Genomic DNA, 26,379 nt, shown 5'->3' with positions numbered 1-26,379 from the left:
CTCTCAGCGTGGGTGATCGAGCATCGGGACGAGGAATCGTCTGGCCACGTCGGCCAATTGGGCGTCGTCGGTGATGTCGACGACGCGACTCGGGACGGTGAGGAACGACGCCGAGATGCGCACCATCATCTCCGCCACGATCTCGACGTCGAGATCGTCGGAGATGTTGCCCGCCAACTGTTCTCGTCGAAGCTGGGCGGCGACGAACTTCTGCACCACCGACAGCAGCAGTCCCGCGTCGCCGATCATCGACTCGATGAGCATGCTCGATTCTGAATCGGCCATGCCGCTTATCAGGGGATTGCTCGCGATGGCGCGCAGGGATCCGACAAATCCGACGACGACCCGATCGGCGACCGTCTGCGCGGCCGGGATGTCGACGCGGAACTGTTCGAAATAGCGTCGGAACTCGCGCAGCACCACCTCGTCGACGAGGGCGTCCTTGGTGGCGAACTTGCGGTACAGCGTCACCCGGGTGACGCCCGCGTTCTTGGCGACCTTCTCCATCGGGGTGCGTTGGATGCCCAGGCGGCAGAAGAGGTCGAAGGCCGCGTCGAGGAGGCGCTCGGCGGTCGGATCGGATTCGGTGTCGATGGGGTTCACCGATCCGAGGAACGCGCGGTGGATCACCGAACTCGACGACGAGCCGACCGGCATCATGCCCGGGTCCGGGACGTCTGCGGCGGACGACGGCATCGGTGCGATTCCCCTTTCTGTGGCGTTCGCTCTGCCCGGATCAAAGATCGCAAATCCGGAAAACTCGGTGTGTCCTGAATCACTCGATGGTACAGAGGATACAAGGATACGAAGTTTGTCACATTGATACATCGAAAGAGATGGGACGGGGTCATGGAAGATCTGAACAGGCGGACGCTGATCAAGGCTGGCGGGGTCGTCGGCGCGGCGGGTGCGGTGGCCGCGGTGGCGCCGGCGACGCCGTGGACGTGGTCACCCGCCAATTCCCTGCCGGGCCGCGGCGCGGGCGCCGATCCGCGCACGCTGTGGGACGACGAGGCCGACCCGGTGATCGCGAAGGTCATCGACAGCGGTCAGGCGCCGAAGGTCAACAAGTTGCTGCGTACGTGGCACAAGAACTCGCAGCCGCTGCCGGCCGGACTGCCTCCGGAACTACGCGACTTCATGGAGCATGCGCGTCAGCTGCCGTCGTGGACCGACCAGTCCAAGCTGGCCGATGCGGTGAAGTTCAACCAGAAGCGCGGCACCTATCTGGGCATCATCTACGGCTTCGCGAGCGGCATGATGAGCACTCTCATCCCGCGGGAGGCGCGGGCGGTCTACTACTCGAAGGGTGGTTGGGACCTCAAGGACCGCATCACCAAGACCGCCAAGCTCGGGTACGACATCGGCTCGCTGAACGCCTACCAGCCCGGCGGCGAGATGATCGTGACCTGCCTGAAGACCCGGATGGCGCATGCCGGCGTGCGGCATCTGCTGCCGCAGTCCCCGCACTGGGTGCACTCGGCGTCGGAGAACATCCCCATCAGTCAGGCCGACGTGATGGTCACCTGGCACAGCCTGCCGACCACGGTCATGCGCAACTTCCGCAAGTGGCAGGTGCCGATCGCCGCCGACGAGTCGGCAGGTTTCCTGCATTCGTGGCAGATCACCGCCCACATGTTGGGCGTGAAGGACGAGTACATCCCCGGGTCGTGGAACGCGGCCGAGTCCCAGGCCAGGCAGGTGCTCGACCCGATCCAGATGCCGACGCCCGAGGGTCGCAAGCTCGCGGACATGCTCCTCGATCTGGGGATGAACCTCGACCTCACCCTGCTCTCGCGCGGTGTACTGGGGGCGTTGACGCGTTTCATGCTCGGCGACAAGGCCGCCGACGGCCTGCACATCCCGCGCGAACCCGTGTGGACGCCGCTGCTGGAGACCGCGTGGACGCCGTACGTCCTGGTTCGCGAAGGACTGTTGAACGTCGGCATGCCGCGTGAGGCGTACTGGATGATCGACGAATTCCTCCGACAGTTCGTACTCTTCTACATGTCGGAACTGCGGATGCCGATCAACATCGAGATCCCGGTGTTCAACAACCCCAAGTACAGATAGCCCGAGTACAGATAGCCCGAGCACAGATAGCCCGAGCACAGATAGCCCGAGTACCGATGGTCCGACGTCCCGTACGGGTCGGCCTCGACCAGGCGGCGGTCAACCCCTCTCACCCGCCGTCGAGGTCTCGGCGGTCGGGGTTTCGGTGACTGCCGCTCGGTCCTGCTTCTTCTCCTGCCGCTTCGGCAGCAGGGGGATGCGGGGCCGGGCGGTCAGCCATTTGCTGAACGGGAGACGCAGCAGGATGTCGACGAGCAGCAGGGAACTCACCAGCACGACGGCGATGAGGATCAGCGACCGCAGGATCGCGGAGTGCGGGAACCATTCGAACAGCCCGCTGAGGAAGCCGACGCGTCCGAGGATGTCGAGGATGAGCGGGTGCACGGCGAAGACGCCGAACGCGCGCAGCGTCGCCTGCGAGACGAACTTCGCTGCGGCGGGACGCCCGGCGGCGCGTCGGTCATCCCAGACGAGACCGATCAGCCACAGCAGGACGAAGCCCCCGATCAGCCACGGCAACGACACCGGGTTCCAGGCGGTGTTGGCCTTCCACGGCACGTTCCCCGGCGAGGTCGCCAGGAGGTAGCCGGCGATGGTGAAGGCCGCACAACCCGCGGCGACGAGCACGACGGTCGCCATGTGCTCGCGCAGCCACTTGTCCACGGCCTGCTGATGCTGTGCCGCGACCACGCCCATGGCGATGAACAGCGCGTACATGGGGAGCGTCTTCCACAGGTGGTGGTAGGTGACATCCCAGGCGGCCCCGGACGGACGCGGAAGGTACTGGTAGATGACGAACATCGCGATCTGGATGAGTGCGCCACCGGACAGCAGGAGCCACGGGCGGCTGCGACCCCGTTCGGAGATCCAGGAGATGAGCGGGAAGAACAGATAGATCTGCATCGAGATCAGCAGGAAGTACAGTTGGTACTTTCCCTCGCCGACGAGCAGGTCGTGCGCGAGTCCCGAGAACCATTCACCCGCCGGTGGGAACGGGTTGTCCCGGATGACGATGTGGTCGGTGATCGCGTAGATGACGGTCCAGGCGAGATACGGCCCGATCACCAGGCCGAATCGCCGGCGCCAGAACTGCAGGGGCGACATCTCCCGTCCCTGCATGCTCAGCACGAGGACGTACAGCGTCACGGCGACGAATCCGTAGCGGGTCAGATGGCACAGGGTGCCGACCAGGTTGGCGCCGCGGATCTCGTCGGGGCCGCCGTTGATGGCGTTCACACTGTGCGCGACCACCACGAAGGTGAACAGGAACACGCGGACGAAGTCGGCGGTGTGGGCGCGGGAGCCCGGTTTCTTGGCCGGGGCGGCGTCGGCCGTGGTCGTGTCCTCGGACGTGCTGGTCTCACCGTCGGCGGTGCGCGCCGAGCCCGCTGCGTGCACCAACGAAAAGACCTCCCCGGTTGACCGAACTGTTACCCGAACGAAGTGTACGGGCCGAATCTGGCAGGAACCTCAACGCCGGGGTGTGATCAGTGGCGACAATCACAGCCGGAATTGCCCGGTTCGCGCCTTGCGTCGACTATAGCCGCGCCGGCGAGGAGCGTCGACCGAAGGAAATGTGGTCGGTGTCGCGGGCTGACGTACACTGCCGTGTGGCTGATGCGCGGGTGCTGCCCGATCGGCCGTGCAACGCCTTCGTAGCTCAGGGGATAGAGCAACCCTCTCCTAAAGGGTAGGTCGTAGGTTCGAATCCTACCGAGGGCACCAGATCGTCGTCCTACAGCCCGAAACCGCGCTGACCGCGGGTTCGGGCTATGAAACCGCAGCGGACTTCGCGAATCGGCGGCGGTAGACGAGGGGTGAGACCCCGACGGACGCCGCGAAGTGGTGACGGAGCAGCGTCGCCGAGGTGAATCCGACCAGTCGGGCCACCTCCTCGACCGGCGCATCGCTCGACTCCAGCAGGTTCTTCGCCGCCAGGACGCGCTGCTCGGTGAGCCAGCGTCGCGGTGACACCCCGACCTCGTCGACGAATCGTCGTGCGAACGTCCGGCCCGACATGTGCATCCGGTCGGCCATGTCGTCGACGCTGATGTCGCGGTCGAGATGCTCCATCAGCCACGCGAGCAGCGCACCGAAACCCTCGTCGGAGCATGACGGCATCGGGGCGTCGACGAACTGCCGTTGCCCGCCGTCGCGGTGGGGCGAGACGACCATGCGGCGGGCGATCCGGTTCGCGACGCTCGGGCCCCACGCCTCGCGGACCAGATGCAACGACGCGTCGATCCCGGACGCGGTGCCGGCACTGGTGGTGACTGGGCCGTCGTCGACGAAGAGGACGTCGGTGTCGACCTGCGCCTTCGGGTACATCCGTGCGAGTTCTTCGCCGTAGCGCCAGTGCGTCGTGCAGCGGCGGCCGTCGAGCAGGCCTGCGGCGCCCGCCACGAAGGCGCCCGAGCACACCGTGAGGACGCGTCCGCCGTTGTCGACGACCGCGCGCACGGTGTCCAAGATCTCCACCGGGTACTCGCCGTCGACCTTGCCGCCCGGAATGGCCACGAGATCGACGTCGCGGCATTCGTCGAGGCTGTGCGAGACCTGGATCGAGACGCCGTTGCCGACACGCAACGGCGCCGACGGATCGGGGGCGGCGACGCGGAAGTCGAAGCCGGGGACGCCGTCGTCGGTGCGGTCGAGGCCGAAGACCTCGTGTACGACGCCGAACTCGAAGAGTGCGACGTTGCCGTGGAGAAGGACCCCGACGGATTTCAGCATGAAGCCAGTATGGCAGAAGATTTGTGGAGGTTGTCGTTTGCGCCACTGTTGGCTGAAATTCGTCGGACAGAGAATTGCTGCCATGACCATCGCACTCATCGCTCTCGCCGCCGTGACCGTCCTCGCCATCGCCGCGCTCGGGTACTTCACCCACCGCACGCCGGTCGGCCGCCGAACCCCGCTCCAACGATTCGTCGACTGGTGGACTCGCGATCCGCAGCGTCCGTACGGCCCCGACACCGATCGGGTCGCGGCCGAGCTGAGCATCCTCACGCGCCGCTACGACCGCCTCGTGTGAAAGGGGCTGCGATACCGTAGCGGGCGTGAGCTCTCAGACCGTTCTCGTCACCGGCGCGACCAGCGGCATCGGCGCCGAGGTCGCCCGACAGTTCGTTGCCCGTGGTCACCGGGTCTATGGAACGACCCGCAATCCCGACACCGTGCAGAGGCCGATCCCCGGTGTGACGTACGTCCGCCTGGACAACGCCGACTACGATTCCGCCACCGCATGCGCCGACCTCGCCGGTCCGGTCGACATCCTCGTCAACAACGCCGGCGAATCGCAGGCGGGCGCACTCGAGGACACGTCGATGCAGGCGATCGAGGATCTGTTCCGCGTCAACGTGTTCGGGCCGATCGCTCTCACGAAGGCGGTCCTTCCCGGGATGCGCGAGCGGCGTCGAGGCACGGTCGTGATGGTCGGGTCGATGCTGTCGAGCTTCCCGGTCGCGTTCCGGTCCAACTACGCGGCGACCAAGTCGGCGCTGAAGGCGTTCGCGCTGGCCACTCGTCGTGAGGTGGCGCCGTACGGGATTCGCATGATCTCGGTCGAACCCGGCACCATCGCGACCGGGATCGGCGACCGGCGGTCCATCCACGTCGGCGAGAAGTCGCCGTATCGCGCCGAATACGAGACCCTCGCCGCGGCCACCCGGCGCAACGAGGATGCCGGTATCAGCGCGGAGGACATGGCCACCCAGATCGTCGACGCCGCACTCGCCGAGCATCCGAAACCGTTCTACGCCAGGGGAAATCAGGCGGGTGTCGTGTTCTTCCTGCGTCGGCTCGCGCCCCGTCAGTTGATCCTGGACATGACCGCTCGTAAGCACGGTCTGCCGAAGGTGAAGATCTGACCGTGCGAATCACGCTGCGGGTCATCGGAATCGGTCCCGGCGGTCCACGCCAGATCACCTTGCAGGCCATCGACGCGATGTCCGATGTCGATGTGTTCCTCGCCCTCGAAAAGGGAACGGCGAAGAGTGGACTGCTCGACGCGCGTCGGGTGATCCTCGACGCTCATGCGCGCGAGGGGTATTCACTCGTCGAGATCTCCGATCCGCCGCGTGATCGCGCGCCCGCCGACTACGACGCCGAGGTTCGACGCTGGCATGCCGCCCGCGCGGACCTCATCGCGGCCGCCTTGCGCGACGAGGTCGGCGACGGCGGGGTCGCGGCCTTCCTCGTGTGGGGCGATCCCGCGCTCTACGACAGCACGCTGCGCATCGTCGACGACCTGGCCGGGCGCGACGACCTCGAACTCGCGGTCGAGGTGATCGCGGGCGTGACCAGCGCCAGCGCGCTCACCGCGGCGCACGGCATCGTCGCCAACCGCGTCGGCGAACCCATCCACATCACCACCGGCCGTCGGCTCGCCGAGACACCCGCCGGCGCCGACGCCAACCAGATCGTCATGCTCGACGGCGATCTCGCCTTCCGCCACACCGCCGACCCCGACGACCACATCTGGTGGGGCGCCTACGTCGGCACCGATGACGAGATCCTCATCAGCGGACGCGTGGGCGACGTGACCGATCAGATCGTCGAAGCGCGCGCCGAAGCCCGTGAACGCATCGGCTGGATCATGGACATCTATCTGTTGCGCAAGGCTTCCCGCCCCGCATAGTCGCAGAACTGAAGTCTGAGAAACCCTCCACTTCCAGACTTCATTCCGGAGTTGCGACTTCGATCGAGGTCGCAACGTCGAAATGAGTTCTGGGAGTGAAGGAACGCCCGGACACGCCCGCCACCGTTCTGATCGTCGTCACAGATCCTCCCGCGCCACCAGCTCCACGGTGACGAGCATGGCGATCGAGCTGACGGCGAGTAGCGCGATGAGCACGAACAGCTGCATCGCCGCGGCCGCCCACACCGAGGCGCCGCCGAGGACCATGCCGACGAAGGCACCCGGAATCGTCACGAGTCCGACGGCCCGCGTCTGATCGAGGCCGGGGATGAGAGCGGTCGCCGACGCCGGGGCGCAGATCTCGAATCGGGCGTCGCGGGGGAGTAGGCCCAGCGACAGTGCTGCTTCCACTTCACCGTGACGGGTGGTCAGCTCGTCGTGCGCCCGGCGCCCCGCGAGTGAGGTGGTGACCATCGCCCCGCCGAGCAGGATTCCCGCGGTGGGGATGATGGCGATCCCCTTCGCCGGTAGGACACCCACGAGGGCGAGGACGACCACGACGACGATCGTCGGCGCGGCGACCGGCCCGAGACATCGCATGATGGGGACGAATCCGGCATGCCGAGGCCGAATCCGCCGCGCCGACGTCCACGCCGCCGCCACCGCCATGACCACGACGAACAGCGCCGACGCCCACAGGTGCGGTACCACCACCGCCAGCACGCCGGCGAGGGCCGCCAGTTGTACGACGGCGCGGAGAGTCGCCACCAAAGTGTCGGTGGCCAAACCGCTTCGACGGTTCACCAGCACCGCGACGACGGCGAGCACGACGATGGCGACCCCCAGGACCGGGCCGATCCGGACGACGGCGTCGCCGATTCCGTTCACACCGGCAAGTTCACCAGATCTGCTGTAGGGCCGCGAGCATGTCGTCGCGGATCTCGCTGCGACAGATCACGAAATCCGGCATGTAGGGATGGCGATTGTTGTAGACGATCTCGGAGCCGTCCAGACGACTGCAGTGCAGACCGGCAGCCAGCGCGACCCCGACCGGTGCCGCGTTGTCCCACTCGTACTGGCCACCGGCGTGGACGTAGGCGTCGGCATCGCCGCGGACGACGGCCATCGCCTTGGCGCCGGCCGACCCGACCGGCACCATCTGCAGACCGAGCCGGTTGGACACGTAACTCGTCTCGTACGAGCCGCCCCACCGCGAGGTGACCATGCGTCGCGTCAGTGCACCACCGGGCTTCTCGACGGTGTCGGCGCGGAACACCTCGCCGGTCGCGGGCAGCGACACCGCGGCCTCGGTGACCGTCCCGTTCTCCGTCAACGCCACGTGCACAGCCCAGTCCGCACTGCCCGCGGCGAATTCCCTTGTGCCGTCGAGCGGGTCGATGATCCACACGCGCTGGGCCGTCGCGCGGTCGCCGACGTCGGCGGCCTCCTCGGACAGAACGGCGTCGCGTGGACGGTGTTTGCGCAGCACGGTGGAGATCCAGGCCTGGGCGAGAGCGTCGCCGGCATCGCCGAGCATGCTGCCGGTCAACAGGTCGCCATGACGAACCCCGAGGAGGATCTCCCCGGCTCCCTGGGCGATCCGGGCGGCCAGCTCGGCGTCGGAAAGTCGGGAAGTCATCCCTTTACTAGAGCACACTGGTGGCATGCCCGAGCTCCCTGAGGTGGCCGCCATCGCCGACTATGTCGACGGACGTGCGGCCGGACTCCCGATCCGGCGAGTCGACGTCGCGTCCCTGTCCGTGCTCAAGACGGCCGATCCGCCGTATACCGCGCTCACCGACCGGATCGTCGAATCGGTCGGTCGTGTGGGCAAGTACCTGGTCATCCGGACCATCCCGGGATCGGAGGCGACCGCATCCGAGCCGATGCTGGCGCTGGTCATCCACCTGTCCCGCGCCGGCTGGGTGCGGTGGAGTGAGGACCTCTCACCCAAGCCGCTGCGTCCGGGCGGGAAGTCGCCGATCGCGCTACGGGTGCACTGCGGGCTCCCCGGGGAGGGATTCGACGTCACCGAGGCCGGTACGCAGAAGCGGCTGGCCGTGTGGCTCGTCCGCGACCTCGCCGAGATCGACCGCGTCGCCGGACTCGGTCCCGACGCCCTCGAACTGAGCGAGGAGCAGTTCGCCGAGATCCTCGCCGGGACCACCGGCCGCGTCAAGAACGTGCTCACCGACCAGCACACCATCGCCGGGATCGGGAACGCCTACTCCGACGAGATCCTGCACACCGCGCGACTCTCGCCGTTCGCGTCGTCGAAGACCCTCAAACCCGACCAGGTGAGCGCACTCTACGACGCGATGCGCGCCGTGCTGACCGACGCGACGAGCCGCCTCGAGGGGCAGGCCGTCGCCCGGTTGAAGTCGGAGAAGCGCACCGGCCTCCGGGTCCACGCGCGCACCGGGCTACCCTGCCCGGTCTGCGGCGACACCGTCCGTGAGGTGTCCTTCGCCGACCGCTCCTTCCAGTACTGCCCGACCTGCCAGACCGGCGGCAGAGTACTCGCCGACCGCCGGATGTCACGACTGCTGAAATGAGCGATGGTGCACGCGCTCGTCGTCGACGATGACATCAGGGCAGCGGAGACCGTCCGCCGGATGCTCGTCAGTGACGGGTGGGCGGTCACGGTGGCCTTCGACGGACCGGAGGGTCTGTGGCGGGCCACCGAGGAAACCTACGACGTGATCATGCTCGACATCATGATGCCCGGGATGAACGGGTACCGCGTGCTGCAGAACCTGCGCGAACGCGAGATCTGGACACCGGTCCTGATGCTGAGCGCGAAAGGCGGTGAATACGACCAGGCCGAGGCGCTCGACTACGGCGCCGACGACTACCTGGTGAAGCCGTTCTCGGTGGTCGTCCTCAAGGCCCGTCTGCGTGCCCTCCTGCGTCGGGGCGCGCCCGAGCGTCCCGCGACGCTGCGCGTCGGCGACCTCTCCCTCGACCCGGCCGAACACCTCGTGCGGCGCGGCGACACACCGATCACCCTGACACCCCGCGAGTACGCGGTGCTCGAATGCCTGATCCGTCACGCCGGAACCGTGGTCTCCAAGGCCGACATCCTGCACTCGGTGTGGGACGAGAACTACGAGGGCGACCCCAACATCATCGAGGTGTACGTCGGTTACCTGCGCAAGAGGATCGACCAGCCCTTCGGCGTGCACAGCATCGAGACCGTCCGCGGCGTCGGCTACCGCATCGGTTGACGATGCGGCATCGCGAGCGCCGTGCTGACCTCGCCGTCGCCCGCGCCGTCGGGGAGTCGACGAGCGGTCGGCAGCGAGATGACGAAGGTGACGCCGTGCGCGAACCCGGCGGGCGGATCCTGCACGGACACCGAACCGCCGTGCGCGCGGACGATCTCGCGGACGATGGACAGCCCGAGCCCGGAGCCGCTGCGATTGCGTCGATCGACGTCGAGTCGTGTGAAGCGATCGAAGATGATGTCGCGACCCTCCGGCGGCACTCCCGGGCCGTCATCGGTCACGGCGATGGACGCGAACCCGGTGGCCGGGTCGAAATACATGTCGAAACGCACCGTCGACGCCGCGTAGCGGACCGCGTTCTCGGCGAGGTTCCGGATCGCGCGGGAGAGTTTCTCCGGATCGCCCGACGTCCTGATCGGGATGATCGTCGTCGCCACCGCGGCGAGTCCGAGCGACCTGAGGCGACGTGCCTCAGAGGCGACGATGTCGTCGAGATCGACGTCCTGGATGTGCAGCGGCACACCGTGTTCGTCGGATCGTGCGAGCAGCAGCAGATCGTCGACCATGTTCTGGAGCCGGCGGGCCTCCGGTAGCAGCAACGTGCGGAGGGTCGTCACATCGATCGGGGAGTCGGTGTCGTCGGCGAGGTCGAGGAGGCCGACGACGGTGGTCAGCGGGCTGCGCATCTCGTGGGAGGCGTCCCCGACGAACCGCAACTGCGCCGCACGGCTCTGTTCGAGGCGTTCCAGCATCGAGTTCATGGTGGTGGCCAGACGCGTCACCTCGTCGTCGGTGGACGGGACCGGCACGCGACGTGACAGATCCGACGCGGTGATCGCGGTGACCTGCTCGGTGATCCGCCCGACCGGACGCAGTGCCCGGCCCACGAAGAACCAGATGGCCACGGCGGACAGGAGAACCAGGATCGGGAGCTCGACGGCGAGCACCAGGGCAGTGTTGATCAGACTCTGCCGGTACGCGTCCGCCGACACCGCGACGACCACCGTGTACGCGGCGCCGTCGTAGGCGGTGGCGGTGACGGTTGCGCAGAACTCGGACTCGCTGCCGGGAATCAGTCGGCCCTTCACCTGCGTCGACGTCCACGGTGCAGGACGAGCGGAGGTCACCGGGTCGCCGGCCGCGCCGGGGGACGACGCCACCACCCGGCCGTTTCCGTCGATCACCTGCACGATGTCGGCCCCGGAGCCCATGCTGACCGACTCGGGGGAGATCGCCGAGATCCCACCCTCCCGGATCTCGGCGGCGATCTCGTACGCCCGATAGCTCGTCTCGTCGTACATCGTCCTGCTGTCGGCGCGGTTGAGCATGAACAGCATCACCGCGGCGCCGATGAGCAGGGCGATGGTGACCAGGAGAGTCCCGACGATCGTGGACCGGATACGGACTCCCTGGTTGCGTCTCAGGAGCGCGGGGCGACCGGAGGTCATGCGTGGAAAACCGGTCATCGCAACTCCTCGGCGGCGCATACACCAGTGGGCACCTGCTGAACATTCAGCGTAGGTCGTCACGCGTTCGCTCCGACAGTGTTCGGTCGGTGTACCGCTTCAGCGGTTCTTCAGGTTCGGCGTCGCAGAGTTGTTCCCATGACCTTGACCGTAGACCTCAGGCACCGGGCGGCCACCGCCGACACTGAGCGCGGATCGACCGCGACGGTTGCCGAATACATTGTGGAACAGCTCATCTCGGCGTCGATGAGCACCGCGTTCGGCGTGCACGGTGCCAACATCGAAGACCTCTACGACGCCGCGACCCGTGCACCGGGGATGACGGCGGTCGTCGCCAAACACGAGTTCGCCGCCGGTGCGATGGCCGACGGGACGGCGCGGATGACCGGCACCCCCGGCGTCGTCATGACCACGTCCGGCGGGGGAGCGATGAACGTCGTCCCCGCACTCGCCGAGGCGTACGACAGTCGGGTTCCGGTGCTCGCGCTCATCGGGACCGCGCCGTCGTTACTCGTGGGACGCGGGGCGTTCCAGGACATGCTCGCACCGCCGGACACCGTCGACATCGCCGAAGTCCTGGCGGCCATCACGGGTTCGTGCTCGGTGGTCGGGCACGCCGACGAGGTCCCGGCTGCGCTCGCGACGGCTTTCGCCACCCTCCACCGGGGTCTGCCGGCCGCCGTCCTGCTGCCCAAGGACGTCCAGTCCGCGTCGGCCGCCGAACTACGGCAACTGCATCCCGGGGAGTGGATGCAGCATGGCGCCGATGTGTCGGGGCCGACGCTGTTCGCCGTCGCCGACGAACTGTGCGAGCTCGTCGAAGCCGATGCGCGACTGGTCATCTGGGTCGGGGACGAAGCGTCCCTCGCGGGTGCCGGACCGCGGGTCGATGCTCTGGCCGACGCTCTCGGAGCGGTGGTCGTCGCAGCTCCAGGGGGCCGGGACATCCTCAGGGACGCCGACGGTTTCGCGGGCCTGACCGGGGTGATGGGCCATCCGTCGGCACATCGTGTCCTCGCCGACGCGGACGCATGTCTCGTGCTCGGGTGCCGGATGACGATGACCGACCGCGCCGGAGAAGACGACGCGCTGGGGCGACTCCGGGTCATCCACCTGGGGTCCGAACCGCCACGGATGCCCGGCGACATCGACCACATACGGTGCACCGACCTCGTGAGCGCCGTCGCACGACTGACCGGCGGGATTGGACGACGTCTCGGCCACGACCGCCGGCGCGCCGCGGTCGGGGTGACCCACCTGCCGGTGCCGCCCGGCGGATCGGACCTCGACATGCGCACCGCGATCGAGGAGATCGGCCGTGCGCTACCGCCCGGCACCCCGGTGTTCGCCGACGCCGGAAACGCCGGTGCCGCCGCGATCCACCACCTCCCGTTCGGCCACGGCAGATTCGTGGTGGCGCTCGGCATGGGTGGCATGGGATACGCGATCGCGGCCGGGATCGGCAACGCCATCCGCTCGGCCGCCGGGAACCAGCCGCAGCGCACCGTCGTCATCGCGGGTGACGGAGCATTCTTCATGCACGGCATGGAGATCCACACCGCCGTCGAACACCGCGCGCCGGTCACGCTCGTCCTGCTCAACAACAACGCCCACGCCATGTGCATCACCCGGGAACACCGATTCTTCCCGGACACGCCCAGCGTCAACAGGTTTCGTCCCACCGACCTGGCCGCAGGCCTGGCCGCGATGTTCGACGGACTCCGCGTCGCCCACGCCTCCGATCCCGCCTCCGTACGCGCGGCCGCCGCCGAGCTGCTGTCGCAATCGGGCCCCAACTGTCTCGTCGTCGACGTCGATCCCGACGAGATCCCACCGTTCGCCCCGCTCATCCCGAAAGGACAGTCATGACAGTGCTACAACCCGCCCTCTCCGACCTCGGCGAGGACGCCTCCACCCTCCCCGGCCTCGTCCGCATCGAATCCCATCCGCGGCCGATCGCGACCCCGCTCGTCCTCGACAAGCTGCGGTCGGTGTACCCCCACGACCAGATCTATGGTGAGTTCTGCCCGGTACAGGGCTACGTCGACGCCCCGCCGCGAGAGGTGTTCGACTGGCTGTCGCACACTCGGTCGCTGGAGGAATGGAGCTACAGTCTCCGGGGATTCACCGAGACCGGGGAACCGGGACTGTGGGTCGCGCAGGACCGGTTGGGAGCCGACACCGAGATCTACGTCCGCACGATCGCCTCGCCCGAGGCGATGACCGTCGACTACCACTGCGCGTGGGACCAGGGACGGCATCTCTGGATGATCTACCTGATGCGCGTCGTCGACGCCCAGGTCGTCCTCGACAAGCCCGGTTCGGTTGTCCTGTGGGTGAATTGCCACCACCCGTTCTACGACGAGAACCCCTTCCCGGAGACCGCTCCGCCCGAACGACCGGTGTGGGTCGGGGATTTCTGGGACACCTTCGCCCCCGGCCATCAGATCGAACTCGACAACCTCACGGCCATCGCCGAATACCGGCACCGCAACGGCCTCCCGCTCACCCCGGAATGGATGCGATCATGACCAGCAATCCCGTCAGCCTGATCGACCTCGCCACCTACCTTCCCGAGAAGGTCGTTCCCGCAGCGTATTACGCGCAGTACGCGGAGGACGACACCCTCGCGGACAACGTGATGTTCCGCGCGCCGGCGTTCCGTCATCATGCCGCCGAGGGGGAGACGTCGGCGGACATGATGATCTCGGCCACTCGTGACCTGTTCGAGCGGCACGGCGACGACTTCCTCGACGACGTCGACGTCGTCCTCACCCACAGTCAGCTGCCCGAGGTGCCCGTGCGCGGTTGCGGCGGGGAGCTGGCCCATCGTCTCGGCATCCGGCCGTCGACGGTTCTCGACGTCCACAACGGCGGATGTGCCGCGTTCATGCACATGATCGAGATCGCCGCGGCGCTGCTGCGGGCCGGCGGCGGCCACAAGGCACTGCTCGGGCTGGCGCAGAACAGTGCGGGTCAGGTGTTCACCCAGGAACAGGTCCGCGGCAAGGCGCAGGCCGCCATCCCGGGCGACGGTGCGGCGGTGGCCGTGCTGACCGTCGACGACGTGGACGCCAGCCCGGTCCTGGGCCTGCGTTGCCACTCGTTCGGGCAGTACTCCGGCGACATGACCGGGGTCTCCGACCCGCCGCGCAAGTACTGGGAGGCCGGACCGGGTCAGATACACATCGGGTTCACCGACTCCAAGATCGCGAAGGTCCTCGCGCGGGGCAACCGGATGGTGCCCGAGGTCGCCATCGAGGTGGCCGACGAGATCGGCATCTCGCCGTCGGACCTCGACTGGTTCGTCACCAATCAGCCCAGCCGGATCTTCCTGCGCAACTGGCGTGAGGCGCTCGAACTCCCGGACAGCCATCATCCGGACACCTTCGACGAATGCGGCAACCTGTTCGCCGTCGCCATCCCGGTCACCCTCGACGCGGCCATCTCCGACGGACGCATCGGTGAGGGCGACGTGGTGATGATGGCCGCCTTCGCCCACGCAGGCGACTTCTCCGCGGCGGCCGCGATGAGATGGGCGGGACGGCCGTGAGTCCGCCGCTCGCCGGCGGCGCGCCGTGGCCGCAGATCCGGCTGGACCTCAACGAATCGGCCTACCCGCCGCTGCCCTCGGTCGCCGCGGCGCTGCAGAACGAGGTCGGTGAGTCCCACCGTTACCCCGACTTCCTGCCCGATCGCACACGCGGCCAGATCGCCTGCCACCTCGGTGTCGTGCCCGAACGGGTCACGGTGGGGCCGGGCGCGACCGGAGTGGCCCTGGCGGCGCTGCAGTGCGCGGTCCGCCGGGCCGCGGAGGCCGGCGTCGCGACACCGGCCCTGCTCACCTCGACGCCCACCTTCGACGGCTATCCGATCCTCGCGCGGATGGTAGGGATGCGTTTCGACACAGTCGACCTCGACGACGGCGGCGGCGTCGACCTCGACCGGCTGCTCACCGCGATCACCCCGGAGACCGCGGTCGTGGTGATCTGCTCCCCGCACAATCCGACGGGTTCGGTGGTGGACCAAGGCGACCTCCACCGGTTTCTCGGCGCGGTGCCGTCCCATGTGCTGACGATCGTCGACGAGGCGTATGTGGAGTTCGACGAGCGGACCCCGGATCTGCATCGGCTGATCCGGAATCCCGGCGTCGTGGTGCTGCGGACGTTCTCCAAGGCGTACGGTCTGGCGGCGCTCCGCGTCGGATACGGGATCGGCGCCACCGAACTGATCACCGACCTGCGTGGTCACGAGGTGCCCTTCGCCGTCGGCCGGGCCGCGATGGCGGCCGTACCGGTGGCGCTCGACGCGGAACTGGAACTGGCACAACGAGTCCGCTCCATGAGGGGTGAGCGGGACCGTTTGGTGGACATGTTGGCGCACATGGGCTTCCGCGTGCTGCCCAGCCATGGCAACTTCGTCTTCGTCCCCGGCACCGAGGGGGTGGCCGCCGGACGGATGTTGCGGGGGCTCGGGATCGCGGTGAAGGAATGCGGCACAGCCGGAACACGAATCACCGTGGGGGATCGTTCGAGCACCGACCACATCATCGACGCGCTGCGGCTGACGTCCCGGTCGGCATAGGAGGCGGTGCTGCCGGTAGGTTCGGACCCGTGACCGCGACGACACGGCAGAAGATCCTCATCACCGGTGCGAGTTCGGGACTCGGCGAGGGCATGGCCCGCAGATTCGCCGCCCAGGGGCGTTCGCTGGCCCTCGCCGCGCGGCGTCTCGACAAGCTCGAGACGCTGGCCGCCGAACTGCGACCCTCGGCAGCGCAGGTCGCGTTCGCCCGACTCGACGTCACCGATCTCGACGCGGTGCCGGTCGCCTTCCGCGCGCTGGCCGACGAACTCGGCGGCCTCGACCGCGTCGTCGTGAACGCCGGTCTCGGCAAGGGTGCACCGATCGGTACGGGCAACGCGGCGGCCAACATCGAGACCGTGCAGACCAACCTCGTCGGCGCGCTCGCCCAGATCGAGGCCGCGCTCGAGATCTTCCGCGAGCAGAACGCCGGCCACCTCGTGCTGGTCAGTTCGATCTCGGGAGTTCGCGGCCTGCCCAAGGCCCAGGCCGCGTACTCCGCGTCGAAGGCCGGACTCACCGCACTCGGGCAGGGACTGCAGGCCGAGTTCGCGGGTTCGCCCATCACGGTGTCGGTCCTGGCGCCCGGCTACATCGAGACCGACATCAACCGCGGCGTGAAGACCTCCCTGATGGTCGACACCGACAAGGGCGTCGACGCCATGGTCGCGGCGATCGAGGCCGAGAAGAACTGGGCCCCGGTACCCGCATGGCCGTGGACGCCGATCGCCGCGGCGCTGAAGTTCCTGCCGGCCTCGATCAGTCGGCGGATGATCTGAGTCAACTGGACGAAGCGACTACTTCCAGTAGTCCTCGTCGAACACCTCGTCGGGGATCTCGTCGCCCGGTTCGACGCCGAGCTTCTCGAGTCGTCCCATGATGGCGGCGGCGGTGGCCACGAACGTCACGAGATCCTCTGCCTCGACGGCCCTTTCGGCGGGATCGCCGCCGAGGAACTCGTACAGGGCCGGCGGTACGCAGGCACCCATGTCGAGCGAGCGGGTGCCGGTGGCGGTTCGCCAGGCGTCGAAGCTCGCCACGTCGACGGCTTCGGCGACCTCGCCCGTGCGGACGGCGTCCAACACCTCGTCGAGGGTTGCCAACTCGCCGGACGAGCCGCTGGATGCGTCGAAACCGAGCACGGTCTCAGGGTCGATCGATTCGTCCTCGGCGAGCGTGAAGTAGACGACACCACGCCAATCCGAGGCCAGCGCCTCGATGTCGGTTCGGCCGAAGATGTCTCCCAGCAACTCACTGACCTGATCGCGTCGGCGACTCCCGAACAACTGAAATGCGCCCGACGCCACGGTCTGTCCCTGCTTGTTCGCCACAGACCGTCACCTTACGCAGATCAGTCGTCGATGCCGAGCACGACCACGCGGCCTGTCGAGGGCGACAGGAACACCGTCGCCCGCCATTCGCCCGAGGAGAAGACGTCGTCGAGGTGCGGCCCGCCGACGAAGTCCCCGGCCGGGACGAGGTCGCGCAGTTCGGCGGCCACCGAGTCCGGCGCGGGCACCGGTTCGGCGTGGTACTCATCGGCCCAGGCCATGACGCGGTCGGAGCCGGCGTCGACGACGGCGTCGAACCAGTAGGTGGTGGGGCCGGGCACACGCTCGGAGACGCCCGGCGCCGACCCGAGGGTTCCGGCGGCCCACCCGTCGATGTTCCCGTCGGCGAGCAACGGGAAACGCAGCGTCACCGGTTCGACGTCCCGGCTGGGACCTGCGGTCACGACCTTGACCGCCGAGGACGCCGACATCGGCGTACCCGGGGTGCGATCGACGGGATCGCCGGGTGTGCAGCCGGTGGCGCCCACGAGAGTCAGTGTGACGATGGCGAATCCGATCGTCCGCCGTCGGAACCGGGGTCGCAGCATGTCACCACGCTAGCTTCCCGCGGTCCCGTCGCCCATCCGCTGATCGGATCCGATCAGCGCGAAGGAAGCCCGCCCTACGGGAAGGAAACGCGCACGCGGGAACGCGACCTAGACCGCGCGCCCACGGTGACTCCGGTACCAGGCGACCAGCTCGTTCGTCGACGAATCGGCGTCGCCCGGGGGTGCCTCGGCCTGGGTGATGGTGCCGAGCAGGGCCTTCGCCTGGGTCTTGCCGAGTTCGACGCCCCACTGGTCGAAGGGGTTGATCCCCCAGATGACGCCCTCGACGAACACCTGGTGTTCGTACAGCGCGACCAGCTGACCGATCACCGACGGGGTGAGCTTCGGTGCGAGGATCGAGGTGCTGGGGCGGTTGCCCGGCATCACCTTGTGGGCCACCACATGTGCCGGGACGCCCTCGTCGGCGATCTCGTCGGCGGTCTTGCCGAACGCGAGGACCTTGGTCTGCGCGAAGTAGTTGCTCATCAGCAGGTCGTGCATCGAACCCGATCCGTCGGGTCCGGCGGGCAGGTCGTCGGTGGGCTCGGCGAAGCCGATGAAGTCGGCCGGCACGATCCGCGTGCCCTGGTGCAGCAGTTGATAGAACGCGTGCTGGCCGTTGGTTCCCGGCTCGCCCCAGAAGATCTCGCCGGTGTCGGTGGTGACGTGATGGCCGCTCGCGGTCACCGATTTCCCGTTCGACTCCATCGTCAGCTGCTGGAGATAGGCGGCGAAACGGGCCATGTCGTTGCTGTAGGGGAGGACCGCGCGGGTGCCGATGTCCCAGAAGTTGTTGTACCAGACGCCGATCAGGCCCAGGATGACCGGCGCGTTCTGTTCCAGCGGCTGGGTGCGGAAATGCTCGTCGACGAGGTGGAAGCCCTCGAGGAACTCGGTGAAACGCTCCTTGCCGATCGCGGCCATCACCGACAGGCCGATCGCCGAGTCGACCGAGTAGCGTCCGCCGACCCAGTCCCAGAAGCCGAACATGTGGGAGGTGTCGATCCCGAATTTCGCGACCTCGTCGGCGTTGGTGCTCACCGCGACGAAGTGTTTTGCCACCGCCTCTGTTCCGGCGTCGAGTGCCTCGAGCAACCAGTTCCGTGCGGCGGCGGCATTGGTCAGCGTCTCGAGAGTCGTGAAGGTCTTCGACGCGATGATGAACAGGGTGGTCTCGGGGTCGAGACCGTCGAGGGTGCCGACCATGTCCGCCGGATCGACGTTGGAGACGAAGTGGCAGTGGATGCCGGCGTCGACGTAGTGGCGCAGCGCCTGGTACACCATCACCGGCCCCAGATCCGAGCCGCCGATACCGATGTTCACCACGTCGGTGATGCGTTTCCCGGTGTGGCCCTTCCATTCTCCGCTGCGGAGCTGGTCGGTGAACTCGCCCATCCGGGTGAGGACCTCGTGCACGTCGGTGACGATGTCCTGTCCGTCGACGGTCAGCGACGCGTCCGCGGGGAGTCGGAGGGCGGTGTGCAGGACCGCGCGGTCCTCGGAGGTGTTGATGTGTGCGCCGGCGAACATGTCGTCGCGGCTCTCCTCGAGCCCGACCTCGCGGGCCAGGCTCATCAGCAGTTCGAGCGTCTCCCGCGTCACCCGGTGCTTGGAGTAGTCGATGTGGAGGTCGCCGACGTCGACGGTCAGTTCACGCCCGCGTCCGGGATCGATCGCGAAGACCTCACGCAGATGCATTGCGTACACATGCGGTTGGTGCGCGGCGAGAGCCTGCCAGGACTGTGTTGCGGTGATGTCGCCGTGGTCGGTGCCGGTGAAGTCGCTGCCGGGTGCCTGCGTGCTCATGACACCCAACCCTATGTGGTCGGCGTCTCGACCGCGACGCTCATCACAGCCGTGGGCACAAGATCACCACGCGGTCAGCGTCCCAGCGGACCGCGTCCGAGCCGCAGCAGGAGCATCGCGAGGGTGTGCCCCTCCTTGCCGAGGTCGGCGAAACGATCGAGGACCTTCACCTCGCGGCTGTGCACGAGCCGCGGGCCGCCCGACGCCATACGTGCGGCACCGATCTTCTTCGAGACCGCCGAGCGTCGTTTGACCGCGCCGAGGATGACGGCGTCGAGCCGGTCGATCTCGAGGCGCAGTTCGTCGATGTCGTCGGGCAGATCGGCGACATCGGAGGTCAGCTGGTACTTCTCGAGATCGATCGTGTTCTCGAAGGACGCCCCCGCCGACTGCGGGGGTTCGTCGGATCCGGAGCTCGGGCTGCGATCGGTCACGGGCCGATTTTGCCACGACGCACCTACCCGACCCGCCGCCGCCCGACACATGGACACTGGAGCGCATGCTCAACGCGCGCATGATGTCGATGATCGCGGTGGCCCTGATCGCCGGACAGCTGATCATCCGGGGGTGGCTCGTCGCCACCGGCAACTTCTACTGGGACGATCTGGTGCTGATCGCCCGTGCCTCGTCGAACCCGATCCTGTCCTGGGAGTACCTGGGGCACAGCCACGACGGCCACTTCATGCCGGCCGCTTTCCTGCTGGCCGGGGTGGCCACGTGGCTGGCTCCGGTGAACTGGGTGGTCCCGGCACTCACGCTCATCGTCCTGCAGGCCATCGCGTCGCTCGCCGTGTGGCGGATGATCCGCGTCATCGCGCCCGCGGCCCGGGCCGGCGCCCTGGTGGCGCTGGCGTTCTACTTGTTCAGCCCGATGACGGTGCCCGCCTTCGCGTGGTGGGCGTCGGGCCTCAACACCCTCCCGATGCAGGCGGCGCTGGCCTGGATCGTCGCCGATGCCGTTCGGCTCGCGCGCGACGACGTGGACCCGGCCCGACGCCGCGCGGTGTGGATCCGCTCGACGGTGGTGTTCGTGATCGCACTGGCCTTCTTCGAGAAGTCGCTGTTCATCCTCCCCATCGCCTTCGTCGCCGCCGTGCTGGCGAGCGGCGGGGGGCGCGCCGCTCTGACGACGACCCTGCGTGCGGGCCGCGAGCTGTGGGCGTCGCTCGCAGCGGTGACCGCGATCTGGGTCGTCGTATACTTCGTCACCGCCGATCCGACCGCCGGCAACCATTCGGTCGGGCAGACCGCCCGGCTGGTGTGGCGCTCGGTGAACCACGCCATCGTGCCGTCCCTGGTGGGTGGCCCGTGGGAATGGGACCGGTGGACGCCGAGCCCGCCCACCGGCTTCCCGGCGACGTGGATGATCGTCGCCGGCTGGGTGGTGCTGGGCGCGATCACCTGGTGGGCGGTGACCCGTAAGCGCGGGGCGGTGCCGATCGTCGCCTTCGCGGTGGTCTACGCGGTCGCGGCGCAGATCCCGGTGATGTGGAACCGGTCCAGCCCGGAGACCGCGATCGCCCTCGCCCAGCACATGCGCTATCTCCCCGACACCGCGCTGGTGTTCGCCATCGCGATCGCGCTGCTGGTCGGCGCGCCACCCAGAAGAGCGCCTGCGCCGGACGCGCGTCAGGACGCCGAGGAGAAGTCGCCGACGGTGATTCTCCTGCCTGTCGTCGGCGCGCTGGCGATGGTGTCGGCGGTGGTCTCGCTCGTCTCGTTCTCGGCGTCGTGGCGCGACAACCCCACCGGCGACTACCTCGAGACGGCGGTCGCGACCCTGCACGACAACGCCGACGCGACCTTGCTCGACCAGTCGGTCCCGCTGGAGATCCTCCAGCCGGTGGTCTATCCGGACAACCAGATCAGCCGCATCTTCGGTCGCGTCGACCCGCGGCCGGACTTCGGCACCAGCACCGACCGGCTCCTCGTCCTCGACACCGCCGGCAACGCCGTCCCGGGCGGGGTGACCCAACGCCGCCTCATCGGACAGGGATTCGGCAGCTGCGCCCGGCCGGAGATCTCCGGCCCCTCCCGACTGGCGCTCGACGGCCCGCTGTTCCCGTGGCCGTGGACGGTCTCCCTCAGCTACTGCGCCACGCGCGACGGAGAGATCGAGATGAGCCTCGACGGTGGCCGGGCCGTGCGCGTACCGGTCCGATCGGGTCTCGGCGCGATCTACGTCCGTCTCGACGGTGGCGGCGACGCCATCTCGGTGCGTCCGGTGACCCCGGGGCTACGACTCCACACCGGCGCGGGCCGCGTCGGCGAGGCCGTCGAGGCCCGCTTCGCCGGCGGCTGACCTACTCGTAGAGGTAGGCGGTGACGTTGTCGGTCTGTCCCTCGGACGCGATCAGCGAACGAAGGGCCGAGACGGCCTGCGGTTCGCTGACGAAATAGACGACCTGCGCGTCGCCGGCGGCCTTCGCCTGTTCGCCGATCTGCTTCTTGAGGACTTCGGTGCCCTCCCAGCTCGGGTCGAAGGTGCCCCCGCTGATGTGCTCGGAGTAGCCGGGGCCGAAGGTGACGTGCAGATTGCCGTCGGTGCCGATGCCGTCGAAGAGGTACTCGCCGCGCTTCACCGCGTAGTAGCTGGGCAGACCGGTGATGCCTGCGCCGTAGCGGGCCTGCTCCGGCCCCTTGTTGCCGGTGCGGACGTAGACGACCTCGGTGTTGGTCTGCTTCTCGTTGTCGTCGATGAGCTTGTTGAGGTCGGCCTCGGTGGTGTCGAGGAACGCGAGGTAGGTGTAGGCCGAACGAGGACCGATCGACGAGTTCGCCGGCAGGTTGGTCGCGGTGCATCGCGTCGTGGCGGTGCGTCCGAAGTCGACGCGCACGACCGGCTTGCACTCACCACCAAGAGCGCCTGCGGGGCGGCCGCCGACGGCGAAGTTCAGGGTCATCCCGTAATTGAAGTGGCCGGTGACGTCGTCGGCCCACGGGATGCCGGAGACCGCGAAGTCGTAGGCGCAGGCCACGGTGGTGCACTCGCCGACCAGACGCGGCGTGACCACCGGCTGCTTCGCCCACAGGCCCGGTGCCGGCGCCGACACCAGATCGCCGACGAGGGCGCGCTGGTTGGCGAACACCTTCTGCGCCTGGTCCGCGGGCTGCAGGCTCACCGAGGTGTCGATGTCGTAGGTCGCCGATCCCTGCTTGGACTGACCCTTGACGTTGGTGACGCTCTTGGACTCCGGGTCGAAGGTGACCTCCCAGGTACCGATCTTCACCGTGTTGTCGCCGATGAACTCGATGGGCGGATCGCTGGTCGGCCACCGGCGGGCGTCGGGCGTGCCCTTGTTCGGGGTGGGGAGTTCGACGCCGAGCTGCGGTTCGGAATCGAACTCGATGTTGCCGATGTCGCCGGCCAGGTTGTCCGGGCCGAGGATGGTGCCGAACCGCGGGAGGCTGGTGAACCGGGTCGACGCCCACTTGTTGTCCAGCGGCGCCATGTCGAGGTTCAGCTTCTCGTCGGCGACGAGCAGTTCGTTCCACAGGGCGTTGGGTGCGCTGATGTACGGGTTGTTGCTGATCTGGCGGTACTCACCCTGCTGTGAACCCAGCGACACCGTGCCCTCGGCCGTGTTCGACGTCGTCACGATGAGGTCGCTGAACTCGACCGTGCCCTCGCCGCGTGCGTCCTCGTATTTGTAGGCGACCTTGCCGGTGTACTTGGCCGCCGGGCTCGTCGCCATCTTGAAGAGCACCTCGTCGAGGCTCTTCTGGGCGCGGAACGCGGCGGTGGGCTCGACCGTGCCTGCGCTGCTGAACGGCACGAACGACAAGATCAGGGCGACGACGAGGGCCAGTGCTCCGACACCCAGCGTGATGGCGGCGGGCGCTATGGACGGTCTCTTCATGGTCGCCTCTTTCGGTCGCCGAGGCATGTCAACCGCATCGACGGGCGCCCCGAGCCAGTGATACCGGGTCATCGTAGCCGCGGGAGCCGACGTCTCGGGTGTCAACGCACGCGGCGGGTCGACCGATCGGCCGACGGGCGTTCGGGCGCAAGGCCTGCGGGAAGGTGTCGGCCGGTCCGGGTAGCCTGGACTACCGATGAACAGCTCTTCTTCTGCCCCTCTCCTCGCCGGTCGTACGTCTTCCCCCTCGTCGGGGACGGCTGCCGCCGACGACCGTGTCGCACGCCTGCTCGAGGGCCTCAACCCGCAGCAGCGTGCCGCGGTGCTCCACGCGGGCGCGCCGCTGCTGATCGTGGCCGGCGCCGGGTCGGGCAAGACCTCGGTCCTGACCCGCCGCATCGCGTACCTGCTGGCGGCGCGCGACGTCACCCCCGGGCAGATCCTGGCGATCACCTTCACCAACAAGGCCGCCGCCGAGATGCGCGAACGCGTCATCGACCTGGTCGGGCCGCGGGCCGCCTACATGTGGGTCTCGACCTTCCACTCGACCTGCGTCCGCATCCTGCGGGCACAGTCGGGGCTCCTGGAGTCGATGAACTCCAACTTCTCCATCTACGACGCCGACGACTCGAAGCGGTTGCTGGGCATGATCATCCGCGACCTCGATCTGGACCCCAAGAAGTTCAGTCCGCGGGGCGTCTCGGTGGCCATCTCGAACTACAAGAACGAGCTGATCTCGCCCGACGCGGCGGCGGCCGCGGTGAACGAGGACGATCTGGCCGCGGCGACCATCGCCCGGATCTACGCGGAGTACCAGCGTCGGCTGCGGGCGGCGAACGCATTCGACTTCGACGACCTGATCGGCGAGACCGTCGCACTCCTGCACCGGCACCCGCAGGTCGCCGAGTACTACCGGCGCCGGTTCCGCCACGTGCTCGTCGACGAGTACCAGGACACCAACCACGCGCAGTATGTGCTGATCCGCGAGCTGGTGGGGGAGCAGACCACGGCGAGCGGACTCGAACCGTCGGAACTGTGCGTCGTCGGTGACGCCGACCAGTCGATCTATGCCTTCCGCGGCGCCACGATCCGCAACATCGAGGAGTTCGAGCGCGACTTCTCGAACGCCGAAACCGTTCTGCTCGAACAGAACTACCGCTCGACGCAGACCATCCTGTCGGCGGCCAACGCGGTCATCTCGCGCAACACCAACCGCCGCGAGAAGAAGCTGTGGACCGACTCCGGCGACGGCGAACTCATCGTCGGCTACGTCGCCGACTCCGATCGTGAGGAGTCGACGTTCATCGCCAAGGAGATCGAGGAGCTCACCGACTACTCGATCGGCGGAAGCTCGAGCCACAAGTACTCCGACGTCGCGGTGTTCTACCGCACCAACACCGGCTCACGTGCGATCGAGGAGGTGTTCGTCCGCCACGGCATCCCCTACAAGGTGGTCGGCGGCACCAAGTTCTATGAGCGCAAAGAGGTTCGGGACGTGGTCGCCTACCTGCGGGTGGTCGCCAACCCGGACGACTCGGTGAGCCTGCGACGCATCCTCAACACCCCCCGACGCGGCATCGGCGACCGCGCCGAGGCCTGCGTCGCCGTGCATTCGGAGAACACCGGACGCAGCTTCTACGAGTCGCTCATCGACGCCGCCGAGGGCAAGGTGGCGCTGCTGAACACGCGCGCGGTCAAGCAGATCGGCGGTTTCGTCGAACTCATCGAGGGGCTGCGCGCCGACTTCCTCACGCATTTCGGCGAATCCGACACCGAGGACGCCGACACCGCCTTCCTCGACGCCACCGAGGAGTCCGCCGACATCGGTGAACTCGTCGACGCGATCGTCGAACGTACCGGTTACCGTGCCGAACTGGAGGCGTCGAACGACCCCCAGGACGGCGCACGACTCGACAACATCAACGAACTCGTTGCCGTCGCACGGGAATTCAGTGCCGACGCCGCGCAGGTCGATCTGGAGGCCGACGACGATCCGTCTATCGAGGTCGACCGCGAGGGCGAGCCCGAACCGGGTTCTCTCGCAGCGTTTCTGGAACGGGTCTCGCTGGTCGCCGACGCCGACCAGGTGCCCGACGAGGGTGACGGCGTCGTCACGATGATGACGCTGCACACCGCGAAGGGCCTCGAGTTCCCGGTCGTGTTCGTGACCGGTTGGGAGGACGGCCATTTCCCGCATATGCGTGCACTGGGTGATCCGAACGAACTGAGCGAGGAACGTCGACTCGCCTACGTCGGCATCACGCGTGCCAAGCAGCGTCTGTACCTGACCCGGTCGGTGACCCGCGCATCATGGGGGCAGCCGGTATCGAATCCGGAATCCCGCTTCCTGCAAGAGATCCCGCAGCACCTGATCGACTGGCGGCGCACCGAGCCGCGTCGTGGTGCGCGTGGGTTCGGCGGATCGTCGGGCGGCGTGTTCGGGCGCGACGGCGCCTTCTCGGAGTCGGGCGGCTCGTCGTTCGGCCGCGGCCGGTCGTCGTACTCCGCCGACCCGGGCCGCGGACGCAACAAGCAGGTGCACCTCGACATCGGCGACCGGCACAACCATCCCAAGTACGGCATGGGCAAGGTCGTGGCCAAGGAGGGGAGTGGCGCCACCGAACGTGTCACCATCGACTACGGCGGCAGCGCCGGACGCGTCACCTTGCTGACCGCGGGCGGTATCCCGGGGGACAAGCTGTAGCAAGTGGTGCGGCGGCGGGCCCTTCGAGGCTCGTCGCTATCGCTCCTTGCACCTCAGGGATCGGTGGATGCGTGCGCTCCCCATCGCTTCTCGCACCTCAGGGATCGGTGGATGCGTGCGCTCCCCATCGCTTCTCGCACCTCA

General features: G+C 67.9%; 24 protein-coding genes and 1 tRNA gene. 14 read left to right on the top strand and 11 right to left on the bottom strand.

The genetic code is table 11. The features are described from left to right. Window positions 1-3 precede the first annotated feature (3 nt). Window positions 4-696 (bottom strand): TetR/AcrR family transcriptional regulator, encoded by a 693-nt coding sequence (locus BLU62_RS16635; protein WP_074850809.1) that lies wholly within the window; start codon window positions 694-696, stop codon window positions 4-6. A 153-nt stretch (window positions 697-849) separates the two neighbouring features. Here BLU62_RS16635 and BLU62_RS16630 point away from each other — a divergent pair, with 153 nt between their 5' ends. Then, window positions 850-2,073, top strand: coding sequence for an oxygenase MpaB family protein (locus BLU62_RS16630; RefSeq protein ID WP_074850806.1), 1,224 nt, complete (start codon window positions 850-852; stop codon window positions 2,071-2,073). Between the two features lie 99 nt (window positions 2,074-2,172). Here BLU62_RS16630 and BLU62_RS16625 read toward each other — a convergent pair whose 3' ends face one another. After that, the gene (locus tag BLU62_RS16625; protein WP_074850804.1) at window positions 2,173-3,471 is read right to left on the bottom strand and encodes an acyltransferase; all 1,299 of its coding nucleotides are present in this window, start codon (window positions 3,469-3,471) and stop codon (window positions 2,173-2,175) included. Between the two features lie 251 nt (window positions 3,472-3,722). Between BLU62_RS16625 and BLU62_RS16620 the strand changes: the two genes are divergently transcribed. Next, a tRNA-Arg gene (locus BLU62_RS16620) sits at window positions 3,723-3,798 on the top strand. Window positions 3,799-3,843: 45 nt separating this feature from the next. Here the strand turns inward: BLU62_RS16620 and BLU62_RS16615 are convergent. Further along, entirely contained in the window at window positions 3,844-4,806 is a 963-nt protein-coding gene (locus tag BLU62_RS16615; RefSeq protein WP_074850802.1) for a GlxA family transcriptional regulator, read from the bottom strand. Between the two features lie 82 nt (window positions 4,807-4,888). Between BLU62_RS16615 and BLU62_RS16610 the strand changes: the two genes are divergently transcribed. The 3 genes from BLU62_RS16610 to cobF are packed head-to-tail and all read left to right on the top strand — an operon-like array spanning window position 4,889 to window position 6,709. Beyond that, window positions 4,889-5,104, top strand: coding sequence for a hypothetical protein (locus BLU62_RS16610; protein ID WP_074850800.1), 216 nt, complete (start codon window positions 4,889-4,891; stop codon window positions 5,102-5,104). Between the two features lie 25 nt (window positions 5,105-5,129). Further along, window positions 5,130-5,939 carry an SDR family oxidoreductase gene (locus tag BLU62_RS16605; protein ID WP_074850797.1) on the top strand — a complete coding sequence of 270 codons (810 nt, stop codon included), beginning with the start codon at window positions 5,130-5,132 and terminating at the stop codon, window positions 5,937-5,939. Between the two features lie 2 nt (window positions 5,940-5,941). Continuing rightward, entirely contained in the window at window positions 5,942-6,709 is a 768-nt protein-coding gene (gene cobF / locus BLU62_RS16600; RefSeq protein WP_074850795.1) for a precorrin-6A synthase (deacetylating), read from the top strand. Between the two features lie 138 nt (window positions 6,710-6,847). Here the strand turns inward: cobF and BLU62_RS16595 are convergent, their stop codons facing one another. Both BLU62_RS16595 and BLU62_RS16590 read right to left on the bottom strand, forming a co-directional pair. Then, a complete protein-coding gene (locus tag BLU62_RS16595; RefSeq protein WP_074850792.1) occupies window positions 6,848-7,597 on the bottom strand; it encodes an ABC transporter permease in 750 nt (249 codons plus the stop codon). A gap of 10 nt (window positions 7,598-7,607) precedes the next feature. Further along, complete coding sequence (locus BLU62_RS16590; RefSeq protein WP_074850790.1) at window positions 7,608-8,348, bottom strand: 3'(2'),5'-bisphosphate nucleotidase CysQ; 741 nt, start codon at window positions 8,346-8,348, stop codon at window positions 7,608-7,610. A 25-nt stretch (window positions 8,349-8,373) separates the two neighbouring features. On the opposite strand from BLU62_RS16590, the gene BLU62_RS16585 reads away from it, so the two are divergent. Continuing rightward, the gene (locus BLU62_RS16585; protein ID WP_074850788.1) at window positions 8,374-9,264 is read left to right on the top strand and encodes a DNA-formamidopyrimidine glycosylase family protein; all 891 of its coding nucleotides are present in this window, start codon (window positions 8,374-8,376) and stop codon (window positions 9,262-9,264) included. 3 nt (window positions 9,265-9,267) lie between these two features. After that, entirely contained in the window at window positions 9,268-9,936 is a 669-nt protein-coding gene (locus BLU62_RS16580; RefSeq protein WP_074850786.1) for a response regulator transcription factor, read from the top strand. Here the strand turns inward: BLU62_RS16580 and BLU62_RS16575 are convergent. Beyond that, a complete protein-coding gene (locus BLU62_RS16575; protein ID WP_074850784.1) occupies window positions 9,921-11,402 on the bottom strand; it encodes a sensor histidine kinase in 1,482 nt (493 codons plus the stop codon). The two genes, BLU62_RS16580 and BLU62_RS16575, sit on opposite strands and share 16 nt — an antisense overlap. A gap of 138 nt (window positions 11,403-11,540) precedes the next feature. Here BLU62_RS16575 and BLU62_RS16570 point away from each other — a divergent pair, with 138 nt between their 5' ends. Genes BLU62_RS16570 through BLU62_RS16550 form a run of 5 tightly spaced genes read left to right on the top strand, consistent with a single transcriptional unit; the run spans window position 11,541 to window position 16,765 of the window. Beyond that, a complete protein-coding gene (locus BLU62_RS16570; RefSeq protein ID WP_084811814.1) occupies window positions 11,541-13,271 on the top strand; it encodes a thiamine pyrophosphate-binding protein in 1,731 nt (576 codons plus the stop codon). After that, window positions 13,268-13,933: an SRPBCC family protein gene (locus BLU62_RS16565; RefSeq protein WP_074850783.1), complete on the top strand. Its 666-nt coding sequence runs from the start codon at window positions 13,268-13,270 to the stop codon at window positions 13,931-13,933. Before BLU62_RS16570 ends, BLU62_RS16565 begins: the two co-directional genes overlap by 4 nt. Continuing rightward, window positions 13,930-14,955 (top strand): 3-oxoacyl-ACP synthase III family protein, encoded by a 1,026-nt coding sequence (locus tag BLU62_RS16560; protein WP_074850781.1) that lies wholly within the window; start codon window positions 13,930-13,932, stop codon window positions 14,953-14,955. The genes BLU62_RS16565 and BLU62_RS16560 overlap by 4 nt, the downstream gene beginning before the upstream one ends. Then, window positions 14,937-15,986 carry a pyridoxal phosphate-dependent aminotransferase gene (locus BLU62_RS16555; protein WP_244278214.1) on the top strand — a complete coding sequence of 350 codons (1,050 nt, stop codon included), beginning with the start codon at window positions 14,937-14,939 and terminating at the stop codon, window positions 15,984-15,986. The genes BLU62_RS16560 and BLU62_RS16555 overlap by 19 nt, the downstream gene beginning before the upstream one ends. A 29-nt stretch (window positions 15,987-16,015) precedes the next feature. After that, a complete protein-coding gene (locus BLU62_RS16550) occupies window positions 16,016-16,765 on the top strand; it encodes an SDR family oxidoreductase (RefSeq protein WP_074850779.1) in 750 nt (249 codons plus the stop codon). A gap of 18 nt (window positions 16,766-16,783) precedes the next feature. Here the strand turns inward: BLU62_RS16550 and BLU62_RS16545 are convergent, their stop codons facing one another. From BLU62_RS16545 to BLU62_RS16530, 4 genes are all read right to left on the bottom strand, one after another. Next, the gene (locus tag BLU62_RS16545; protein WP_074850777.1) at window positions 16,784-17,317 is read right to left on the bottom strand and encodes a hypothetical protein; all 534 of its coding nucleotides are present in this window, start codon (window positions 17,315-17,317) and stop codon (window positions 16,784-16,786) included. Window positions 17,318-17,337: 20 nt separating this feature from the next. After that, complete coding sequence (locus BLU62_RS16540) at window positions 17,338-17,865, bottom strand: hypothetical protein (protein ID WP_074850775.1); 528 nt, start codon at window positions 17,863-17,865, stop codon at window positions 17,338-17,340. Between the two features lie 108 nt (window positions 17,866-17,973). Next, the gene (gene pgi, locus BLU62_RS16535) at window positions 17,974-19,671 is read right to left on the bottom strand and encodes a glucose-6-phosphate isomerase (protein WP_074850773.1); all 1,698 of its coding nucleotides are present in this window, start codon (window positions 19,669-19,671) and stop codon (window positions 17,974-17,976) included. Between the two features lie 74 nt (window positions 19,672-19,745). Further along, a complete protein-coding gene (locus tag BLU62_RS16530) occupies window positions 19,746-20,105 on the bottom strand; it encodes a chorismate mutase (RefSeq protein WP_074850771.1) in 360 nt (119 codons plus the stop codon). A 65-nt stretch (window positions 20,106-20,170) separates the two neighbouring features. Here BLU62_RS16530 and BLU62_RS16525 point away from each other — a divergent pair, with 65 nt between their 5' ends. Then, window positions 20,171-21,973 (top strand): hypothetical protein, encoded by a 1,803-nt coding sequence (locus BLU62_RS16525; protein WP_074850770.1) that lies wholly within the window; start codon window positions 20,171-20,173, stop codon window positions 21,971-21,973. A 1-nt stretch (window position 21,974) separates the two neighbouring features. On the opposite strand, the gene BLU62_RS16520 is transcribed toward BLU62_RS16525, so the two are convergent. Next, window positions 21,975-23,531, bottom strand: a complete 1,557-nt coding sequence (locus BLU62_RS16520) for a hypothetical protein (RefSeq protein ID WP_074852954.1) — start codon at window positions 23,529-23,531, stop codon at window positions 21,975-21,977. Window positions 23,532-23,727: 196 nt separating this feature from the next. On the opposite strand from BLU62_RS16520, the gene BLU62_RS16515 reads away from it, so the two are divergent. Beyond that, the gene (locus tag BLU62_RS16515) at window positions 23,728-26,235 is read left to right on the top strand and encodes a UvrD-helicase domain-containing protein (protein ID WP_074850768.1); all 2,508 of its coding nucleotides are present in this window, start codon (window positions 23,728-23,730) and stop codon (window positions 26,233-26,235) included. Window positions 26,236-26,379: the final 144 nt, after the last annotated feature.

The sequence above is a fragment of the Gordonia westfalica genome (assembly GCF_900105725.1).
In the GTDB taxonomy this organism is placed as follows: Bacteria; Actinomycetota; Actinomycetes; order Mycobacteriales; family Mycobacteriaceae; genus Gordonia; species Gordonia westfalica.
Note: the sequence above shows the minus strand (reverse complement) of the source record. Positions and strands in the feature narration are given on the sequence as shown.